The 20,532-nt window shown below is 65.6% G+C and carries 15 protein-coding genes; 6 read left to right on the forward strand and 9 right to left on the reverse strand.

Annotated elements, in window-relative coordinates:
• Positions 1-43 precede the first annotated feature (43 nt).
• The 3 genes from ACSBOX_RS07570 (at position 44) to ACSBOX_RS07580 (ending at position 5,836) form a co-directional block, all read left to right on the forward strand.
• Positions 44-1,240 carry an exonuclease SbcCD subunit D gene (locus tag ACSBOX_RS07570; RefSeq protein ID WP_442545475.1) on the forward strand — a complete coding sequence of 399 codons (1,197 nt, stop codon included), beginning with the start codon at positions 44-46 and terminating at the stop codon, positions 1,238-1,240.
• Positions 1,237-4,257, forward strand: coding sequence for an AAA family ATPase (locus ACSBOX_RS07575; RefSeq protein ID WP_442545476.1), 3,021 nt, complete (start codon positions 1,237-1,239; stop codon positions 4,255-4,257). Before ACSBOX_RS07570 ends, ACSBOX_RS07575 begins: the two co-directional genes overlap by 4 nt.
• A 136-nt stretch (positions 4,258-4,393) precedes the next feature.
• Positions 4,394-5,836: an MFS transporter gene (locus ACSBOX_RS07580; RefSeq protein ID WP_442545477.1), complete on the forward strand. Its 1,443-nt coding sequence runs from the start codon at positions 4,394-4,396 to the stop codon at positions 5,834-5,836.
• Positions 5,837-5,951: 115 nt separating this feature from the next.
• On the opposite strand, the gene ACSBOX_RS07585 is transcribed toward ACSBOX_RS07580, so the two are convergent.
• Positions 5,952-6,686: an IclR family transcriptional regulator gene (locus tag ACSBOX_RS07585; protein ID WP_442545984.1), complete on the reverse strand. Its 735-nt coding sequence runs from the start codon at positions 6,684-6,686 to the stop codon at positions 5,952-5,954.
• A gap of 160 nt (positions 6,687-6,846) precedes the next feature.
• Between ACSBOX_RS07585 and ACSBOX_RS07590 the strand changes: the two genes are divergently transcribed.
• Together ACSBOX_RS07590 and hpaB are read left to right on the forward strand one after the other, a co-directional pair.
• Positions 6,847-7,383 (forward strand): flavin reductase family protein, encoded by a 537-nt coding sequence (locus tag ACSBOX_RS07590; RefSeq protein WP_442545478.1) that lies wholly within the window; start codon positions 6,847-6,849, stop codon positions 7,381-7,383.
• A gap of 67 nt (positions 7,384-7,450) precedes the next feature.
• Complete coding sequence (gene hpaB, locus ACSBOX_RS07595) at positions 7,451-8,905, forward strand: 4-hydroxyphenylacetate 3-monooxygenase, oxygenase component (protein ID WP_442545479.1); 1,455 nt, start codon at positions 7,451-7,453, stop codon at positions 8,903-8,905.
• Between the two features lie 152 nt (positions 8,906-9,057).
• Here the strand turns inward: hpaB and ACSBOX_RS07600 are convergent, their stop codons facing one another.
• Together ACSBOX_RS07600 and ACSBOX_RS07605 are read right to left on the reverse strand one after the other, a co-directional pair.
• A complete protein-coding gene (locus ACSBOX_RS07600; protein WP_442545480.1) occupies positions 9,058-10,386 on the reverse strand; it encodes an S-layer homology domain-containing protein in 1,329 nt (442 codons plus the stop codon).
• Positions 10,387-10,596: 210 nt separating this feature from the next.
• On the reverse strand, positions 10,597-11,796 hold the full coding sequence (locus tag ACSBOX_RS07605; RefSeq protein ID WP_442545481.1) for an alkaline phosphatase family protein: 1,200 nt from the start codon (positions 11,794-11,796) through the stop codon (positions 10,597-10,599).
• A gap of 215 nt (positions 11,797-12,011) precedes the next feature.
• On the opposite strand from ACSBOX_RS07605, the gene ACSBOX_RS07610 reads away from it, so the two are divergent.
• On the forward strand, positions 12,012-12,944 hold the full coding sequence (locus ACSBOX_RS07610; RefSeq protein ID WP_442545482.1) for a glycoside hydrolase family 16 protein: 933 nt from the start codon (positions 12,012-12,014) through the stop codon (positions 12,942-12,944).
• A gap of 20 nt (positions 12,945-12,964) precedes the next feature.
• Here the strand turns inward: ACSBOX_RS07610 and ACSBOX_RS07615 are convergent, their stop codons facing one another.
• Genes ACSBOX_RS07615 through ACSBOX_RS07640 form a run of 6 tightly spaced genes read right to left on the reverse strand, consistent with a single transcriptional unit; the run spans position 12,965 to position 20,358 of the window.
• Entirely contained in the window at positions 12,965-13,348 is a 384-nt protein-coding gene (locus ACSBOX_RS07615; RefSeq protein ID WP_442545483.1) for a hypothetical protein, read from the reverse strand.
• Positions 13,338-15,233 (reverse strand): hypothetical protein, encoded by a 1,896-nt coding sequence (locus ACSBOX_RS07620; protein WP_442545484.1) that lies wholly within the window; start codon positions 15,231-15,233, stop codon positions 13,338-13,340. The genes ACSBOX_RS07615 and ACSBOX_RS07620 overlap by 11 nt, the downstream gene beginning before the upstream one ends.
• Positions 15,233-17,380, reverse strand: a complete 2,148-nt coding sequence (locus tag ACSBOX_RS07625; protein ID WP_442545485.1) for a glycosyltransferase — start codon at positions 17,378-17,380, stop codon at positions 15,233-15,235. Before ACSBOX_RS07625 ends, ACSBOX_RS07620 begins: the two co-directional genes overlap by 1 nt.
• The gene (locus ACSBOX_RS07630) at positions 17,377-18,465 is read right to left on the reverse strand and encodes a hypothetical protein (protein ID WP_442545486.1); all 1,089 of its coding nucleotides are present in this window, start codon (positions 18,463-18,465) and stop codon (positions 17,377-17,379) included. The genes ACSBOX_RS07625 and ACSBOX_RS07630 overlap by 4 nt, the downstream gene beginning before the upstream one ends.
• Positions 18,458-19,492, reverse strand: coding sequence for a glycosyltransferase family 2 protein (locus ACSBOX_RS07635; RefSeq protein ID WP_442545487.1), 1,035 nt, complete (start codon positions 19,490-19,492; stop codon positions 18,458-18,460). Before ACSBOX_RS07635 ends, ACSBOX_RS07630 begins: the two co-directional genes overlap by 8 nt.
• Positions 19,492-20,358: a glycosyltransferase family 2 protein gene (locus ACSBOX_RS07640; RefSeq protein WP_442545488.1), complete on the reverse strand. Its 867-nt coding sequence runs from the start codon at positions 20,356-20,358 to the stop codon at positions 19,492-19,494. The genes ACSBOX_RS07635 and ACSBOX_RS07640 overlap by 1 nt, the downstream gene beginning before the upstream one ends.
• Positions 20,359-20,532: the final 174 nt, after the last annotated feature.

The raw sequence follows: 20,532 nt of genomic DNA on the forward strand, positions 1-20,532 counted from the left end.
GCGCCGCACCCATAATGTCGGTGCCTCCGCTTAGCGTGAAAACATGAGGCTTTTGCACACGTCGGATTGGCATCTTGGACGATCGTTCCACGGCGTCGGGATGCTTGATGCCCAGCGCGACTTCATCGAGCAGATGCTGGCAGTCATCCGGGAGCAGTCGGTGGACGTCGTCCTGATCGCGGGCGACGTCTACGACCGCGCCCTCCCCGGACTGGATGTCGTGAAGCTACTCGACGACGCCCTCGTGCGCATCACGGACGCAGGTGCCAGGGTGGTGCTGACAAGCGGCAACCACGATTCCGCGATCCGCCTCGGGTTCGCTTCACGCCTGCTGGAGCGCGGAGGAGTCCACTTGAGGACCCGCGTGGAGGACCTCGATTCTCCGGTCCTGGTCCCACTGGAAAGCAACAGCGACAACAGTGGCGCGGCTCGGGCGGGTGGCCCCGTGCTTGCCATCTACGGCATTCCGTACCTTGAACCGAGGCTTGTCTCCGAACGGCTCGGCACTCAAACCGCGAGTCATTTTGCCGTCACCCAGGCCGCGGCGCAGCTCATCCGTGAGGACATTTCCCGGAGAAGCGAAACAGGGCCGGTGCACTCCGTGGTGCTGGCACACACCTTCGCGAGCGGGGGCATCACCTCGGACAGCGAACGCGACCTGAGCATCGGCGGTTTGGGGGCAGTGCCCCTGGATCTCTTCGATGGCTTCGGCTACACGGCACTGGGCCACCTGCACGGGCGCCAGGAACTTTCGGAGCACGTCCGGTATTCGGGTTCGCCGCTGGCGTACTCCTTCTCCGAAGCCAAGCACCGGAAGGGTGCATGGTTGATCGACGTCGGCGTCGACGGTGTCGAGGGCGTCGAGGAAGTCCTGTGGACAGCGCCCCGCGAGCTGGCGATCCTTCGGGGGAAGCTTGCGGAGCTTTTGGAGTCGGAGCAATATTCCTGGGCCGAGAATGCGTATTGCCAGATCACCCTCACGGACTCGGCGCGGCCGGCGCAGGCCATGGAACAATTGCGTGCCCGGTTCCCGGACACCCTGGTGCTGGGCTTTGACCCCGAAGACGCCGCCGGAAAGGTCAAGGCCAGCTACAGCAGCAGGCTTGCCGAAGCCGAGGACGATCTGGGTGTGTGCTGCGGCTTCCTCGACCATGTGCGCGGAAGGCCCGCTGACGAGACCGAACTTTCCGCACTTCGCGAAGCCCTGGAAGCAGTCCGGTTGGAAGGAGCAGAGCTGTGAGAATCCACCGACTCGACATTGAGGCATTCGGGCCGTTTGCCGGACTTCAGTCGATTGACTTCGACCAGCTGGGGGCCCAAGGCTTGTTCCTCTTGAACGGCGCCACGGGTGCAGGAAAGACAAGCGTGCTCGACGCTATCTGCTTTGCGTTGTATGGCTCGGTCCCGGGCGCCCGCCAGGATGGCAAACGCTTGCGCAGCGACCACGCGGAGCCGGCTGCGGAGCCGCGCGTTGTCTGCGAATTTTCGGCGCGCGGCAGGCGCTTTGAGGTCACCCGCTCCCCGGCCTGGGACAGGCCAAGCGCCCGCGGACGCAAGGGCTTCACCACCCAGCAGGCCAAAACCCTCCTGCGCGAACGGGTCAACGGCTCGTGGGAAGAAAAGACCTCGCGCAACGACGAAGCCGGCATGGAAATCGGTGACGTCCTGGGGATGGACCGGGAACAATTCACCAGGGTGGTCATGCTCCCGCAGGGCGACTTCGCGGCGTTCTTGCGTTCCAAAGCATCCGACCGGCTCGATCTTCTGCAGAAGCTCTTCGGAACCCAGCGCTTTGAAGCGATCGAGCAACAGTTGGCACTCCAAGCAAACGCCGCGCGCGCACAGGTGGAGGACAACCGGAACGTGCTGGAGTTGCTCGTGCAAAGGGCGGAGTCCGAGTACGCCCAACTTGGCATTGAAGAGGCCGACACGGCGGATCTTGATTGCCCAGGATCCAGTGGGCTCGCGCCTGAACTCCGGCTCGGGAACCTTGAGGCCTTGGCCCGTGCCGAATCTCTGGAGCGGCAGCAAGCCGCCGGCACTGCCGATGCCGTTCGGCTTCAGCTGGCAGACAAGCTCAACTCCGCCCGGCAACGGGTCCAACGGCACGCGAAGCTCGACGCCGCCACGCGACGGCGCGAGGTGCTCTCCTCGCGCGCGGGTGAAGTGCGGGAAACCCGCGAGCGGCTTGGACGCCACCGGAAAGCCGCCGTGCTCGGCGGACAGCTCGACGCCGTAGACCGCGCGACGAACGCGCTCGGCCTGGCGGGCTCCGCAGCAGAGTCGGCGACGGCGAAGCTTCTTGCCGCAGCCCTGGACCCGAGCGACCCCGGCACGTCCCTCGCCAGGATTCACGAAACGATGGCGGTGGTGGAGGCCCGGATCGGGGATGAACAAAAGCTCGAGGACATCACTGCCAGGCTTGACGCACTCACCCTTGCGGCAGGGCAGCACGAGTCGGCCAAAGCCGAACGCTCCCTCGCTTTGGCCGGTCTCCGCGGCGAGGCACTTGCCTTGGAAGGTGAACTGGCCCCGCTGGAAACGGCCGCTGTGGCTCTGCCCGTCCGCGAAGGCGAAGCAGCAGTAGCCGGGAGCACCGTCAAGACCGTAGCCCGTTACACAATCGCCCGGGATTCCTTGGCCGCGGCAGTGAAGCGCCATGCGTTGGCCCGGGCCCTTTCCCAGGACCTTCGCCAACTCTGGCTGGATCTCCGCGAGTCCCGGCTGGCCAACGCCGCCGGCGAGCTCGCCGCAAAGTTGCGGGACGGCGACGCCTGCCCTGTGTGCGGAAGCGCCGAACATCCTTCGCCGGCAGCTGCCGGGCTCACCGCGCTGGCGCTTGCCGAGGAAGAGCAATCCGCCCACGAACGCTATGACGAGAGCGAACACGAACTGCTTCAGGCCTCGGCTGAGCTCGCATCCGCCGAGCAGGAAGTCGCCGTGCTCGCTGCCCAGGGCGGAGACATCGATCCGAAGGAAGCCGCCGCGGCGGAGGTCCGGGCCAAAGACGCACTGGCTTCGGCGCGCTCCGCCGTCGATGCACTTGAACGGGTCAAGGCAGACCTCGCCCGCACAGCGGAGCGTATTTCCCGTTTGGAGGAGGAACAGCTCCGGGAGGACACTGCTGCGGCTCAGGCCGAATCCACCGTGATCCTGCTGGACGAGCAACGTGAGTCCTTGGACGCCATGCTTGGCGGTCTTCGCAATGGCTTCGACACGCTGCGCGGCCGGATTGAGGCATTGACCGCGCAACGCGATCTCCTGCAATCGGCTGTGGCCGCGGGCGTCCAGTTGGAACGTGCCCGGGAGGCTGTGGACGATGCATCCACAGCCTTGAACCGTGCCCTTTCGGCGAACGGGATCCAGACCGCGGAGGCTGCGCGGCTCGAAATCCTCGACGAGCAGCACGCCGCCAGGCTTGAGGAAGCCATCAGGGCCGCCGAGACCGAGAACGCGCGACTCGCGGAACTCTTCGAATCCGAGGACCTCGTGCTCGCCTCAAAGGAAGCCCAGATCGGAGAGGTGCCCCTGACCGCCGTCGAGCTCGCCGCCCTCGAACAGGAGGCCGGGCAAAGCGAAGAAACAGCCCGCCGTTTGGCTCTGTCTGCCGGACTGGCTGCACGGACCGTGACCAGCCTGGCTGCGATCCGCTCGCAGTACGAAGAAGCTGCCGATTCCGGGCGCGGACCCCGCGAACGCGCCCGGGTACTCAACGAGCTCGCCGAAACCGCCAGGGGGTCAGGCGACAACGGCTACAAAATGAGCCTCAACAGCTATGTCCTGGCCGCTCGCCTTGAACAGGTTGCGGCGGCGGCGTCGGAGCGGCTTATCGCCATGAGCGATGGCCGGTACACCCTGCAGCACACGGACGCCAAGGCTGCCCGCGGCGCGAAATCCGGTCTGGGCCTGGAAGTCGTGGACGAGTGGACGGGCCAGCTGCGGGACACCGCCACGCTGTCCGGCGGGGAGTCGTTCATGGCTTCGCTCGCGTTGGCCCTGGGGCTCGCGGATGTGGTCCAGCACGAAGCCGGCGGTGTGGACATCGAGACCTTGTTCGTGGATGAGGGCTTCGGGAGCCTTGACGAGCAGTCCCTTGAGCAGGTCATGGATGCGCTCGAAGGACTGCGCGACGGCGGCAGGGTAGTGGGGCTCGTCAGCCACGTTGCGGAGATGAAGCAGAGAATCGGCAGCCAGCTGCAAGTGACCAAGAACCGGAACGGCTCCACTGTGCGGATCGTCGACGCCGCGGCGGCCTGACGATGCCGGTTTGAGGTGCCCCCGCAGGACCCAGCCCGCTGGAAATGGCATCGCCGTCCGGTAGACTTGGAGGGTTACACCGGGTCGCGCGCATCGGGAGGAGGGACGATGCGCACCATTCAGCGAACCCGGAATCATGAACTCCTCCCCACAGAACTCCACGGCGAACACCGCACTCCAGGCTGACCCGTCAGGTCCTTCGGCACCCTCGAAGGCCGAGTCCCCACAGGCCGCGCCGTCGAAGGCCGCGCCCCGTCGTTCGCGTCTGCCTGGCCGCTTCGCCCGCCTGCCTGAGCTCGCTGGCCGGAACTTCCTGCCGCTCGGGCTCTTCGCGAGGCTGCCCCTCGCCATGCTGACCGTGGGCACCCTCACCCTCGTCACGGCCGTCAGCCATTCCTACGCCATCGGTGGCCTGGCCGCGGGAGCCGTCGGCATCGGATCGGCCTTGGGAGCACCGGTGCTCGGTTCGCTCGCCGACCGTTCAGGCCAGCGCCCGGTCCTGCTCGTCGCCGCGGCTGTCAATGCGGTGACAGTCATCGCGCTGCTCGTTGCCGCGTACCTGACGCCCGATTTCAGCACCCCCACGGACGCGGTCGCCATTTTGCTGACGGCTTTCCTGGCCGGAGCGAGTTGCCCGCAGGTGGGGCCGATGGCGCGTGTCCGTTGGATGGCCCTCACTGCCGGGAACCTGAATCCCCGGAATCCGAACACTGGGGCCGGGGCGAATGCCACGGGTCACGGAAGTGTGGCGTCCAGCCGCGCAGACCTGGATACCGCTTTGTCCTACGAGGGCACCGCGGACGAAGTCACTTTCGTCCTGGGTCCGGCGCTGGTAGGTATTCTCGCCAGCCTCGTGGCCCCTTGGCTTCCGCTCGCATTGGCGGCTGTCCTGACGGCAACTCTCGTTCCGGCCTTCGCCGTCCATCCCTCGCAATTGGCTGTGGTGCCGGCAAAGCGCAAGGCGCGCACCGGCGTCGTGAGCATCGCTGCGGAGCGGAAGTCGGGTGCCTTGGCGTGGCTGAAGGTCGCGGTTCCGGTGCTGGCCATGGTCTGCATGGGAACATTCTTCGGTGCAACCCAGAATGCGTTGAGCGCTTTCTCCGCCCAGTTCGCCACGGCGGAAATTGCGGGGCTGATGTATTCCGTCATGGGCCTGAGCTCCGCCGTCGCCGCGCTGTCCGTTGCCTTTTGGCCGCGGCGCTTCGGCCTGGCCCTCCGTTGGGTGCTCGCCGCGGCCGCGATGACGGCCTTTTCCCTGCTGTTGTTCCTCCCCGCCGGGATCTGGCCGATGGTCATCGTTCTCCTGGTGCTCGGAATCCCCGTGGGACCCGTCATGGTGACCGTCTTCAGCATCGGGGGAGTCGTGGCACCGGCAGGCCGGATGGCAACCGTGATGACCGCTCTGGCGAGCGGCATCGTGGCGGGTACGGCGTTGGGCGCCTACCTTGCCGGCCAATTGGCCCAGACCCAGGGTCCGGGCGCCGCATTTGTGGTGTCGACCGCCGCCTCGGGTGCGCTTCTGGTGCTCGGCATCGTTGCAGGACTGGTCCTCCGGCGCAGGCCAAGCACCCAACACTGACGACGCCCGCTCACTTATGGGCCGCTTTCGGCGAACCCTCTTTCAGATCATCTGCGAGAGGGTTGCCCGTTTTGGCCTCATAAGTGAGCGAGCGTTGCCGTTTCTAGCCCCGTTCTTACGCCAGCTGGGCCTCTATGCGGGCCGCGCTTGCTGCCAGTGCTTCGCCGACGGCGGCCTGGTCCTGTTCGCGGCGGATGTAGACGACGGCGATCGCGGCGGGCCGCCCGCCCGGCACCTGGATAGGGGCGGCCAGAGAAGACAATCCGGCGATGACTTCGTCGTGGCTTGCCGCGTAGCCGAGCCTGCGGGCTTCTGCCGCTTCCGGGCGATAGGGCAGGCCCGGAGCGCGGACGGTCCATTCTTCCTTGCTCATGGTGGACTGGATGGCGATTCCAGGCGCTCCGGTGTTCACGGGGTGGCGCGTGCCGGGATGTTGTGCCAGGGTCGCGGCCGAGTGGCGTGGTTCGACGGTGACCAGGGTGACGCAGTCCTGATGGTCCCAGACTGCGACGAACGCCGTCATGTTCAGGGTGTTGGCCAGATGGGTCAGCTCGGGGAGTGCGGCCGTCTGGAGGTCCCGGGAGACGCCGCGGGCCAGCACGGCAAGGCCGGGACCGGGCTGGACCCGTCCGGCGTCGTCGCGCACCAGCAGGGAGTGGTCTTCCAACGTGCGAAGGATCCGGTAAGCCACAGAGCGATGGACGCCCAGGGCGCCGGCGAGTTCCGCAATGGTCAGGGGGCGTTCGGCGGCGGCCAGGATTTCGAGGGCCTGGATTCCTCGGGAGAGGGTCTGCGACGGCGAGACTGTCGCCGTCGTTTCCTGCAGACTCTTCGCGGCGCTGGGAGACATCATGCGCTCCATCCTATGTTGGGGCTAACGCGGCTTGCCCGCCGTCTTGTGCTGTGACACGCAAGAGACTATGGTTCTGTATGAGAATTTGTTGTTCAAATATAGAACAAATCCACATATAGAACAATCTCCTAGAACAATCTCCAGCCAGGAATCAACGATGATTGCCAAGTCCAGCCAGAATGCGGAGCCGGGACCCCTGGGCCGCACTTCGCGGCCGCGGGCCCATCACTTCCGTGGCAGTCTGGGCCGCTTTGCCACGGGCGTTGCCATCGTGACATTCGACGGGGTCACCAAGCGACATGGAATTACCGTCAATTCCTTCACTTCGGTGTCCATGGAACCGCCGCTGGTCCTCGTCAGCATCGCCCGCAACACCAAAGCCCACGACGAGCTCGCCGGGCGCCCGTTCACCGTCAATATCCTGGGCGCTGAGCAGAAGCAGCTCGCCCTGCATTTCGCGGGCCGCCCCGGTCCCGAGCCCCGTTGGGTCGAAGGCGGCACCGCACCCCGGCTATCCAACGTCCTCGCCTATTTCGAATGCACGCCATGGGCGGCCTACGACGGCGGAGACCACACCCTCTACCTGGGTCAGGTGGTGGATTTCAACTACCGCAACGGCGACGCGCTCGCCTTCGCCAACAGCTCCTTCACCACCATCCCGGAAAGCCAATTGGGAATGGAGGACCTTCTGTAGTTGCCGCGGCGCCGGTCGACGTCGCATCCATATGCCGTTTTCAGCTCAACCATCATTGGAGACAACCATGGGAATCCGGACCGGACAGCAGTACCTGGACAAGCTCAACTCGATGAACCCCCACGTCCTGATCGACGGCGAAATGGTCACCGAGAAGATCGCCGACCACCCGTCCTTCAGGAACGTGGCCCGCACGTACGCGAAGCTCTTCGACATGCAGCATGATCCGAAGTATGCGGACGCCCTCACCTACGAGTCCCCGACGACGGGTGACCGCGTGAGTGCTTCGTTCCTGGTGCCGCGCAGCAAGGAAGACCTGGAACACCGGCATGCAGCCATCCGCACCTGGGCCGAGTACTCGCTTGGATTCCTGGGCCGGACGGGTGACTACATGAACGGCGCCCTCACGGCGCTCGCGGCCGCTGAAAAATGGTTTGCCCAGGCCGATCCGATGTTCGGCGAAAACATCCGCAAATACTACGAGCATTGCCGCGAGAACGATCTGCTGGCCACGCACACGCTGATCCCGCCGCAGGTCAACCGTTCGGTGTCAGGTTCCGAGCAGCTCGGCGGCCAACTCTCGGCGAGGGTGGTGGAGGAACGCGAAGACGGCGTCGTGGTCCACGGTGCGCGCATGCTCGCCACGATCGCGCCGATCGCCGACGAGCTTCTCGTGTTCCCTTCGACGCTCCTGCGCTCGACGCCGGAAGATGCTCCCTATTCCTACGCGTTTGCCCTCCCGAACGATGCGCCCGGCATGCGCTACCTGTGCCGGACCTCGCTTTACAACGGCGGAGGCACCCATGACGAGCCACTCGCCAGCCGCTTCGAGGAGATGGACGCGGTCGTCGTTTTCGACCACGTGTTCGTTCCCAACGAGCGCATCTTCATGCTCGGCCATCCTGAACTGTGCAACGCCTTCTATTCCGAGACCGGCGCCGGGGCCCTTATGACCCACCAGGTGGTCACGCGGACCATTGCCAAGAGCGAGTTCTTCCTGGGCTTGGCCTCCGAGATCGCGGCGTCGATCGGGATTGACGGTTTCCAGCACATCCAGGAGGACCTCGCGGAGCTGATCGAATCCGTCGAAATCGGCAAGGCCCTCATGGTGGCGGCGGAAGCCCAGGCGGCTCCAAGCCCGGATGGGGTGTTCCTGCCGCATTGGCCCACCCTGAATGCGGCACGCAACTGGTACCCCAAGGTTGCCCAGCGGTTCCCCGCGATCATCCGGAAGTTCTCGGCGTCGGGCCTCATGGCCCTGCCGGGCGAAGCGGACGTGGCCAGCGAGGCATTGCCGGACATCGAGCTGTACCTGCAGGCGAAGACGCTGACCGGCCCTGAACGCGTGCGCCTCTTCAAGCTCGCTTTCGATGCCAGCATTTCCGCGTTCGCCGGGCGCCAGGCCCTCTATGAGTACTTCTTCTTCGGCGACCCCGTGCGCATGGCGGCCGCCCTCGTGAACAGCTACGACCGCGAGCCGGCACGCGCACGGGTGCGGGAGTTCTTGGAGCGGAAGGACTGACGCGCCACGGCGCGGACGACGGCGGCGATCGTCGCCGTCGTCGTCTGCCGGTCACCGAGCGAGTGGAGCTGGCCGAATAGACCGGCGGCCGCCCACGGAAAGGGGACTGACGGTGCTGACCGTCAGTCCCCTTTTCCGTTGCCGGACCGCTCTCAGGGCCTGGGGTAGATGGCGTTGGTGCGGTAGAGGAAGGCCGCGGTGGCGTCGCGGGCGACGGCGATGCCGGGCCGGAATTCCGACGTTCCGTTAGAGAGGGCCCAGCCGGTGGTGATCTTGTTGTTGGCGAGCCAGGTGATTTCCTTGTAGAAGGGGTAGTTGGCAGGCACATCGTTGAAGTTGCTGCTTACCGTGACCGCAGGGCTTCCGTTGAGGCGATAGATGAAGGCCGCCATGGTGTCGCGGTTGACCGTGCCTTGTGGATGGAAGGTCGGTGCCCCGTTGGGGCCGTCGTTGTAGCCGGTGGTAATACCTTGGTCCGCCAGCCAGGACACTTCCTTGTAGTAGGGGCTGTTCGTTGGATAGTCGGCGAACTTCGGTGTTGCCGGCGGGGTGTAGGCAGGGCTGCCCATGTAGCGGTAGATGAAGGCGGCCATGGCTTCGCGGCTGATGGACTCCAAGGGCCGGAACTGGCGGGTCTTGTCCGGCATGACCCAGCCGGTGGTGATGCCTGCGTCAGCGGCCCAGGTGATTTCCTTGTAGAAGGGGTAGCTCGAGGTCACGTCGGTGAAGGAATACGACGCAGACGCCGATTCATTCTTCACGATGAGGTCGTCCACGTAGATGTCGGCCTGCTGCGTCGGGTGTTCCGAGCCCAGCATCACGCTGCTCACGGACGTTGCCGAGATATTGAGGGTGCTGGAGGAGAAGACGGACTTGTCATCGAACCAGACCTGGGCCGCCGTGGCACTTCCATTGGCGGTGACGTCCATCGCGATATGGTGCCAGCTGTTGAGCGCAACGGTCCCGACCATCGTTGTATAGCTGAAGGTTCCGTCCGGCGCAGTGACCCTCAACACGAAGTTGGACGTGCTGTTGTAACGGAAGATGTCCATGATCCGCGTCGCCCCGGAGAAGAAGCGGAAGTAGGGAACGTCGTTGCCTGCCACACCGGCGGTGGTGATGTTGAACCAGCCGGCCGCGTAGGCGTGGGTGGCGCCTGAGGGAAGGGGCACTGACATATTCGAGACCGAACCGGCATCGATCGTTGCGTGCAGGTAGGCGGAGCATGCGCCGTCGTGGGCCATAGTCGAGCTGACAGCGGCCGTTCCGGTCCCTTGCGTCACGGGTGAGTACGGGGACAAAGTCCCGGATTCGAAGTTGTCGGCAACCACCGTGGTGCCGGGGAAGCTGTCTGTGGGTGCAGCGGTTCCCGGCTGACAGGTGACCGTCGCTGCCTCGGCGGGTGCCGCAACAATTGCCGCGCTTGCACCCAAAGCGAGGCCGAGAATTCCGGAGAGTCCCAACCGGTACAGTCGTTTCATTGTTCCGTCCTCCAAGCTACGGTCGACATCCGGCTTCCTCGGAGGTGCGAGGAAGCCGGCTTTGATCTGCCTGTGGCGAAAGTTGTTGCGACGGTCCCCGGCCCAGGCACCCGGCAATGCCGTCGAGAACCAATGGCACCATGGGTGCGGTTACAGTTGCGTTACCAAATCCAGGATTGCCTTGCTGGCCGGTGTGGTTTCTCCTCGAGGTCAACGTTGAGTGTTGAACACGTCCCGCCCGAAACTCTGCAGCCCGGGTGCTCCGGCATACCCGAGACGGGGGACGGCGAAGATGTCCTCCATGGTCGCGAGAAGGCTGTAATGGTTGTACATCGTCCCGCTCGTGGTGCCCGGACTGCTGAATGGAGACAGCACCAGCGCGCCGATACGTCCTCCGGCTGTTCCGCCCGGCAGGCCGGAGGGGCCGGTGGCATTACCGTCCGCCTCGTCGAAGGTGATGACGAGCGCGCCGTCCTGCCGGTAGGCCGGTGAGTTGAGGATCGCGGGGACTTGTTCCTTGAGCCAGGCGTCGGCGCTTTCCAGCCCGCCGGGCTGTCCGTCGACGCAGGGACTGTCGTGGCCGTCGTGGCAAAGGTTGGGGCTGACGTAAGTCAGGTTCGGAGTGGTGGCGGCAGACTGCAGGTCCTTCGCGAGGTTGGAGTAGTCCACGACGTTGTTTTGGCAGTCGGTGGAAGACGTGATGCTGGCGAAATAGACGAAGGGATTGTGGCGGGTGGCGTACTGGTCATTGATTTTGGCGTTTTGGGAATTGTCCTTGGCGCCCGGGTTCGGGTGGCGGCACGCCGAGCCCATGTCTTCCATGTATCCTTTCCAGGTTTTCCCGGCGTTGCTGAGTTGCCCGGCGAGCGTCGGGACTGAAGCGGGATAGACGCAGCCCGATCCGAGCACCTGGCCCGGGTCCGCGGTTCCAGTCTGGATGAACGGGGCATACGTCGTGCAGTCATTGCGCGTCATCGGGTTGGATGCCTGTCCGGAGATCTGGGCGAGATAGTTGGGGTTGGAATGGTGGGCGATGCCGTAGTACTGGGTCAGGAGGACGCCCTGGCTGCGCAGGGTCTGGGAGAGGTAGGGGGCTGCCGAGTCCGGGCCCCAGGTCTTGTCGTAGCTCTGGTTTTCCAGATTGATCACGAAGACGTGCCCGATCTTTCCCGCTGCTGCGGCCGTCGGCTGGGGGCTGTCGGTGGCCGGCGCGGCCGCCGACGTCGGGACCGTGGACGCGCCGGTGGTGCTCGGATCGGGAGCCGGTGTTCCGTCACCCGACGGACCTTGGCAAGCCGTGCTCACCACCAAGAGCGCGGCAACCAGGACGACGCGCTCAGCCCGGGGACGGCGGTGCTGCGGACGGACGCGGCCCGGGACTCTTCTGCCGGGTTTCATTTGACGTTTCATCTGTTCCAGCTTCCTCCAAATTCCTGTAGCAGGTATCGCGGAAGCGTTCCGGTCCGGACACTGTTGCACACTATGTCCAACGGGGCCATGGTTACCGGCTTCGGGTTCGCTGTGAATTCGCAGCCGTGGCCATGGATGCTGCCGCTCCACGTCCCGATCATGGACGAACAGGTCGGGCCTTGTATCCGTGTGGGTTTGCCGCCACACTGGCTCCCATGCACGTGGACGAGCGGCGAAACAGCAGGAATTTCAAGACTGCGCGCCGTGCGGGCATCCCGATCGTTCTCGTTGCCTCCTTGGCACTCGTCCTCTCCGGATGCGTCGCCGGACCCCCGGGCGGCCCGGCCTCGCCGGGCGCAAGCCGGTCGGCCGGAACGTCGACGGCGGGGGCCGGCGCAGGGCAGTCCCAGGCGACCGGACAAATGCCCGTGGGGGACCTGCCCGGGTGGCGGCAGGTGTTCACTGAAGACTTCAGCGAAGGGGACGTTCCGCTGGGGAGTTTCCCCGGGCCCGCGTACAGCGCCAAGTGGAGTGTCAACTACGCCGACGGGACACCGGACACGGCCGGTCAGCAAAGCGGCGGCAAGTCGGGCTACTACCCATCGAAAGTGCTCAGCGTCAAGGACGGGATGCTCGACATGTACCTGCACACCGAGAAGGGTGTCTCGATGGGGGCGGCGCCCGCGCCGAAGCTGACCCCTGCAAACGGGCGTCCGTACGACAGCCTGTTGTACGGACGGTATTCGGTGCGGTTCAGGTCCGAGGCATTGCAGGGGTTCAAGACGGCGTGGCTGTTGTGGCCCGATAGCGGAGTCTGGCCGCGTGACGGAGAGATCGACTACCCCGAAGGTGATCTGTCCAAGTCCTTTTACGGCGCAGTCCACCAGGCTGGCTCGGACAAGAACATCTTCCATGAAAACCAGTCCGGCGCCCGGTTCACGGCCTGGCATACCGCGACCACCGAATGGACGCCCGGGCGCGTTGAGTTCTTCCTCGATGGTGTCTCGATCGGTGTCAGCACAGTCGGCATCCCTGACAAGCCGATGCATTACATCCTCCAAACCGAATCCTGCCTGACCGGCTGCCCCGCGCCGGCGACAGCCGGGCACCTGCAGGTGGCCTGGGTGGCAATCTGGGCGAAAGCGTAGGCGCACTGTCCGCACGTTCGTTATGGCGCCGGCTCCTCTCGCCGCGACCGTCGGTCCACGGCAACGAGCAGGCCCAAGGTGAGCACAGCCAAGCCGGATACAGCCGCCGATGGATGCCAGAAACCGGCGTAAAGCATCGCCGTCGAGAGCAGGATAGCCAAGGCCAGGCTGAAGCTCACCGCAATCGCCACGGCCAACGGGAGCATCTCGAATCCGGTTCCTTTTCGGATTCGACGGGGTTTCAGGAACAAGATGAGGGCCGTTCCCGGGCCGGCGAGCAGGAACGGTCCGATGACGACAAGGCGCAGTCCCTCCGGGCCGGTGAAGGACAAGGGAATCGACGCCAATGCCACAACCGCCACTACCGCGCCGATCGTCGCGACGCTCCGGTGCCTAGATGCCATTCGGTGCTCCTTGCAGGTGGTAGACCACTCCGCCCGCATTGCGGGACTCCACTGACCAGCCTCCCTGGAGGGCGCACCTGTCGATGAGGTGTTGCAAGCCTTCGCCCGGCCCCGTGTTGAGAACCCCGGCGGCGCTGACCTGGCTTGCAGTGACGATCAAGTAGGCGCCGGCGGATGGGACGAGCTGGGTTATAGACAAGCAGCCGGGCGGCGGGTCGCCAGGGCGTGCCGGCTCCGCCGGGAGGACCGTTTGGTACCGGTATCCGGCGTAGTGAGCGTACCGCCAGGCTGTGTCGTGAACTGCCTCGATGAGGACCGAGCCATGCGGCGCGGTGGCGTACAGCTGGTTGACGAGGGCGATCTCATCCGGAGTGAAATTCTCGATGGCATCATTGCCATACCGGGTGGCGACTGTGCCCGTGGCGATGATCGATCCGAGCACCAGGAGCGCGCCCATCCGGCGCAGTCCGGGCGGACTCGGGCCACGGGGAAGCAGCGGAAGCACGACGAGGCTCGCGGCGAACGGAAGGCTGAAGAGGTAGATCCGGAGCAGCAGCTCGCCGCCATACGACTGGAGCGGGAACATGACGAAGGGCGCCACGGTCCCCAGCGCAGCAGCCAGCCACGGCCTCCGCAGCCGTCGCCCGCGGAGGCTGCCTAGTCCTGCGAGGACCCACACCAGGGCTCCCTCCGCGAGCCGGGAGTAGACGATGAACTGGTGGGCCGGACTACCGCCCACCCTGTTGAGCAACGAGGCGGAAGCGGCGGCGTTGATGTTGCCGATGGACCCGAAGAGAGTATGCAGGTGGCCGATGAGGAAAGGGGTGGCGGCCAGGACCAGCCAGCAGACCGGAAGCAGCAGCGCAAGGACAGGAAGGAAGCGCAGCCGGCACCTTCCGCTCAGGGCGAGCAGAGCCAGGATGGGGATCGCGGCAAAAGGAGTGAGTTGATGGGCGACCGTCATCCCGGCCAGCAGCACCACGCACACTGCGGCCAAGATGATGAAGGCAGGCCCCGGCAATTCCGCCGGCATCGGCGCCGGTTTGCCTGGTTCGAGTCGACGGACAAGATTCCTGAGCCGGCCGGCCAGTTTACCCGCCGGCTTCCGCGGCCACCCGGGGAAAACGGTCAGGACACAAGCGATCAAGGTCAGCAGCAGCAGCAAGGCGCAAGCCTGTGGGGAGAGGTAGTCCTGCCCCACCCAGCTGGCCAGGTAGAACATCCACACGGCGGCCCACGCTTGCCTGGGACTGGAGCCAAGGCGCAGGGCCAGCGCCAGCAGGGCAGGCATGAGCAGGACGTTGACGCCGACCGGCGCCCACGTGGCAACCCAGGTCAGGTCATGGACTCCCGTGGCATTCGAGAGCATCGCCAGCATTCCGAAAAACCCGGGCCAGTTGAAATAAGCGTCCAGCTTCCGGTCCAGTCCTCCGGTTTGCGTGATGTAATCCGTGATGCCCAAGTGGCGGTAGCTGGCTTCCAAACGGGGCAGGCCATGAATGATCGGGTCGGCCCCGTGCAGGACGACGATCACCACCAGAAGCTGAACGACGAGCAACCACGGTCGAAGAACCTTGAGGCCGAGGGAACCGACGAAACCGGTGAGGCTCAGGCCCAGGGCAAAAAAATAGCTGGGAGGCAGGACCTGGATCAGGCCAGCGCCGCCAATGTCCTGGGCGTTCACTGTCTTGAGCGCCCACACACCCAGGATCAAGGCGGTTGCCGCCATCACCCCGAGGGCACCCGGAATCCGCGCGTCACCGCGCTCGGCCCGATGCTGGGCAGGATGGAGGCGCTTCGGGCCGGAGACGACGAGGGGCAACGTCCCGACGTCGGATCGGTGCAAGCGGGTGGAGGAGACACTCCAAGGGGCTTGTACGGCCATTACGGTGCCGGTACTCCGTGCGCAGGGGACCCGGACGTGCGCCGGATATTCCGTCTGGTCCGGGCGGGGCCGTGGCCCCGTGAGAAACGGTGCAAGCGGCCGCCGGCGACCACGGCTGCTCCCAGTTGGGAGACCAACCAGAGCACGGACACCCCCGTGAGGCCGAAGTGCTGGGCGACTGCGGGAGCCGGTGCCACCGCGAGGACGCACGCGGCAATCGCGACCACCGTGGCTTCAGCCAAACGCCCGGTGGAACGGCACACCCCGTAATAGACCTGCGTGACGCAAGTGAACATCAGTGCCGGGACCAGGAAAGGCAGCAGCACCCACGCCGAGGCGTAGCCGGACCCCAACAACGGCAGCAGCAGGGAGCCGGCCGCCAGCAGCAACACCCCGGCAAGCCCGGTGAGGAAGAGGCTCATCTGCAAAGCCCTCCGGACCAAGCCCGGAGGTGAAGGAACGCGAGGGTCGGACGTGTCGGCAGCAATAGCGGTCTGGAGCGAATAGCCAGCCGATTGGGGCACGAAAAAGATCGCTGAAGCAAGCATCCAGACGACGTACCAGGCCGCTGCGGCCGAGGTATTCAGCGCCGCCGCAACGACGAGCGGGAGGACGTAGCCTGGCGCGCGGTCGGCAAGCATCAGCGCGTGCTGGCGAAGGCCCGGACCCCAGACCTTCACCACTTCGCGCCAGTTCGCTTGCGTCCACTCCAGGGCAGTATCGGTGCGTCCGAGCTGGCGCAGGCCGAGGAGCACGCTCGCCAAGGCACCCACGGCCACGGCAACGACGATGGCGGAAGGATCACGGTAGTCGGCGAACAGGCAGACGGCGAGGGTGCCGAGCTGGAACAAGGCCTGCACGAGACTGCGCGTCAACGCGCGATCCGCCCGTGCCTGGGCGACGGCGATGTGGTCGAACTGATACGCGACGGCGGCGAGGAGCGCGGCGGCGAAAAAGGCGGCGCTCATCACGGGATTCGTCCACGCGGTGCCGACGCCGGATCCCTGGAAAGAGGTCACGACGAGCAAGCCGGTGGCCATGAGGAGCGACGAAAAGCTCACGGCGGCGACGCTTGCCGGAATCAGGGTCCGGCCCTGGTCGGCTTGGGCGGGCAGCACGGACAGGGTGGCCGGCCCGACGCCGAGCATGCCCAGCTGCACGGTCAGCATGGTGGCTGCGACCACGGCCGAGGCAAGCCCCAGACGGTCGGCAGGTATCACGACGGCGGCGAGGGCCCAGAACAGCAGCCCGGCCGCCATCGGCGCAATGCGGGCCGCCGCGAGCCACATGGCGTTCCCGCCGAGGGACAGTCCGTGCCTGGGGAGTCGCAGGAAGGTGCTGCCAAAAGCCCCGTAGTTGTAGAGGACGAAGCCGGCCCAATAGGGGAGGTATCGGGGAGCGGTGGCCAAGGAGAGAAGCACCCCACGCGCCGTCGCGAGCAGGGGCAGGAAGACCAGCCAGGCGGCGCGGCGCGGGTGCTTGTGCATCGTACGCGCCAAACCGGCGCCGTCCTGGAGCCATTGGTCGCGGGCGTATTCGAAGCTGTCAGCGAACCGGTGCCTGACGAAGGTGGCGGGCGAGACGCCGAGGCGGTATCCACCGTCCTCGAGCCGGATCCGGAGTTCTATGTCTTCGCCGGACCGGAAGCTCTCATCGAATCCGGCGTCCAGGAGCACGCTGCGGCGCATGAGGGTGGCGCTGACTCCGAACCAGGAACGGACCCTGCTGTGGTTATGGTGCCAGGCGAGGGCGGCACCCCAGTAGCCCGCGCCGTCGGGCTCGCTCACCAGTCCGAACTGCAAGCCATCGAAGCCGCCCGCCTGGAACTCCTTCATCAGGTTGTCCAGAACGCCAGGAGGCACGATGACGTCGGCGTCGATGAGGGCGACAAGGTCGGCGCGCGCGGCCCTGGCACCGAGCATCCGCGCCGCCGGGAGTCCGCGCCCCTCGTCGGAGATGACACGTGCCCCGTACGAACGGGCTATCTGCACGGTGGCGTCATCCGAACATCCGTCGATGACGATCACCTCGCGGGGGTTCTGGTCAAAGACGGACTCGAGGCATTCGCCGAGCCAGTTGGCGGCGTTGCGGGCCGGGATCACCACAGACACGTCCAGGACGCTGCCGGCGTCCGCGTTCCTGCTCACGGCCCGCCATCCACCAACGAGGTGACCGTGCCCGCGACATAGTCCGAGGTCCGGTCTGCCGACCACGCCACGGGAAGGCGCAGCACGAAGCACGGAACGTCACCCAGCGCTCGGGTGACCACGGAGGTTTTTGCGGAGAAGTGCCCGCCCAATGACACGAGGCCAGTGGCCCCCAAGGCCTCGATGAGTCGCCGAGACACCAAAGGCAATTCCGAATGGAAGTTGCCGACAATGCGGGCTGCCATCCAGGCCTCTGTCCGGCGTTCCAACCGGGCTTCCGCTCCGTCGAAACGTTCGAGGAAGACGGCGATCCGCGCAGGCGCCCGGGGAACGATCTTCCCTGCGCCGAATACCTCTTCCGGGTGGACCATCCTGTGCTCGGGTGACCAGCGCCGGGTGAACGCGGCAGTGCGTGGATAACGGACGATGACAGGGTGTACAGCCGTGGCCACGCTGCTGATCGTCGACGTCAACCAGCCGGGCGCGAGCGGCTTGCGGACTCCCTGGAACAAGTCCGGATAGATTGGCCGGTGGTGGGGTTTGATGAACATCGGTTTCGCGTACGACAGGAGCGTCCCCTCCGCGGTGATGAATCCCCAGTCATCGGCCATGAAGCCGACGCCAGGCATGGCCAGGAGCTTCGCCACAGTACTTGTCTTCCCGACGCCGCCCCATGCGGGCATCAGGATGCCCGCGCCCCGATAGTTCACCATCGCCGCGTGGACCATCGCCGTATCCTGCTTGACGCACAAGTGGTCCAACAACGGAACGACTGCCGTGAGCAGCTCGCCCGCCCCTTCGACCACGAATCCGTTGTCGGTGCGGGTGATCTGGACCCGGTCCTCCGGGAGGAACAATGAATCGTCTGTATACCGGTAGGCGTCTTCGGCATGGGATTGCGCGGGAACCGGAGTAATGCCGCCTCTGATGTCCAATTGCAGGGGTGACGCCGAAGGGCCCAGGAACGGGGCGAGCATGTCACGTAGCTGCGCCTCGCCTGGGGTGCCCTGGGCGACCCTGATGGCGACACGTCCGTGGACGTCAAAGACAACGGCCGGTGACGCGGCAATCTGCTGGTTAATCACTGGACCTGCCTCCACTGGTGTCGCGAATAAGCCGGTACAAAACGGAGCCGGACACCCGCACTTGGGGCGATGACGTTTCCCACAGGCTCTGCAGATAGCCGATCGCGGTGACAGCCAGAACCGCCACGATCATTCCGGCCCTGGCCAGTCCTCCCATGTCGCCGTCTCGCGTGCACGCGCGTAGTCCGGCAAGGACAGCTCGCGGCAGCACCCGGCGGACGTATCGGCGTTCCGGTCCAAGGATTTCGCTCCGGCCGAGGAGCCGCGTTACCTGGGCCTTCGAAACACCCTCGGACCAGGCTCTCGAAAGCATGTAGCGCAGGGTGCCGCGCGTAGCCGGCACATGGTGGCGGACCACGGCCGCCGGCTCGTAAACCACCCGGGTTCCCGGGGCGCCGATGGACGCCCGCAGGCACAATTCGGTCTCCTCGCATCCAAGCGGGCGGCTACCTTGCCGGCCAAGGGACGCATTGAACCCGCCGACGCGCTCGAAGACATCGCAGCGGAAGGACATGTTCGCCCCGATCACGTTGCGAACCTGCGCCGCGACCCTGGGCAAGCCCTTGTAGGTGCACCCGACAATCCAATCCAGCTCCTCGGGAAAGTGGGCCGGCCTGCCTGATTCCCACACGGGTTCCACCCGGCCCCCTACCGCCAACACGTCCGGATCGTCATAGAACAGGACAAGCCGGGCCAGCCAGTCCGGGGCGGCTTCGGCGTCGTCGTCGAGGAAGGCCACAATGTCACCGGTCGCCGCCTTCACCCCGGTGTTGCGGGCGCCGGAAAGACCCCGCGGCCCTGAGTTCTCCACCACTTCGACTCCGAGAAGCGCGCCCGTCAGTCGCCGGTACAGTCCCAGTCGCCGGTACAGGTCCTCGTTGTGGTCGACGACGACGACAAACTGTTCCGGCCGGAACGTTTGGGACTGGACCGAGGCGATCCCGCGGAGCAGCAACTCCCACCGGGCTTCAGTGAAGCAGCAGATCACCACGCTGACGCTTGGCCAGCCGGCGGCACTGCCGGGCATCAGCCGTCCGCCAGCATCGCCAGGACCGTTTTCGGGTCGGTGGGAACATGGGGGAGCCTCATGTCCGGGTACCGGTACTTGACGCGCCGGAGTGCCTCCGGCCGTACCCCCGCCGTCGGCGCGTCCCAACCGACGCACTCACGAGTCAGCGTGCGCAGGACACGCCAGCCGTCCCGGAAGGTCTGCAGGTGTGAATTGCCCGAAATACGGGAGAGCTCGTGGCTTGGCACCTCTGCGATCCGAAGCCCTGCCCGTGCCGCGCGGGACACCAACTCGGTCTCGATTTCGAAACCGTCGGACTTCAGTTCAAGAACCTCGAGGCACTCCCTGCGGAAAGCGATATATCCGTAGCAAAGATCCGAGAAGTTGCAGTGCAAGGCTTTGTTCGCGAGCCCTGTGAGCGCCCGGTTGCCCAGGTTGCGCAAACGCGTCAAGTCATCGGATCCGCCGCCGGTGACGTAACGCGAGCCCTTGACGAAGTCGTGGTCGTGCTGCAGGGGTGAAACGAACCAACCGATCTCCCTCGGGTCCATGCTGCCGTCGGCGTCGAGCATGACGATGATGTCCCCGGTGGCGGCGGCGAACCCTGCACGCATGGCGGCGCCCTTGCCGGCATGCAGCTCGTTCACCACGACGACGTCGAAGCGGAGCGCGCGCGCCACATCCACCGTCAGGTCCTCGGACCGGCCGTCCACGATGATGACTTCGTCGACGTACGACGGCATCCGTCTGAGCACCCACGGCAGATTGAATGCCTCGTTCAAAGTAGGAATCACCACGCTGATCGAAGCCGCCGTGAGCGAAGTCCCCGGAGCCGAAGCGGAAGGTGCCCTGCCGCTGGCAGGCTCCAATTGTCCAATGGACACCGCCCTCACCCCCGTCCGTTTTGCTGCACGAATGCTGGACACCAGCTGGGAAGCACGCGGCGGCCCCTTGTGGAAGGTCGCCGGGAAAGGGGGCCTGGATTGTTCATGGCCGCACCTCGATTTCGCTCGCCGTTTGCATGCGCCAGGTCAGGTGCATGTTCGGATGAGCATGGG

Source organism: Arthrobacter sp. KN11-1C, assembly GCF_052180225.1.
Lineage (GTDB): Bacteria > Actinomycetota > Actinomycetes > Actinomycetales > Micrococcaceae > Arthrobacter.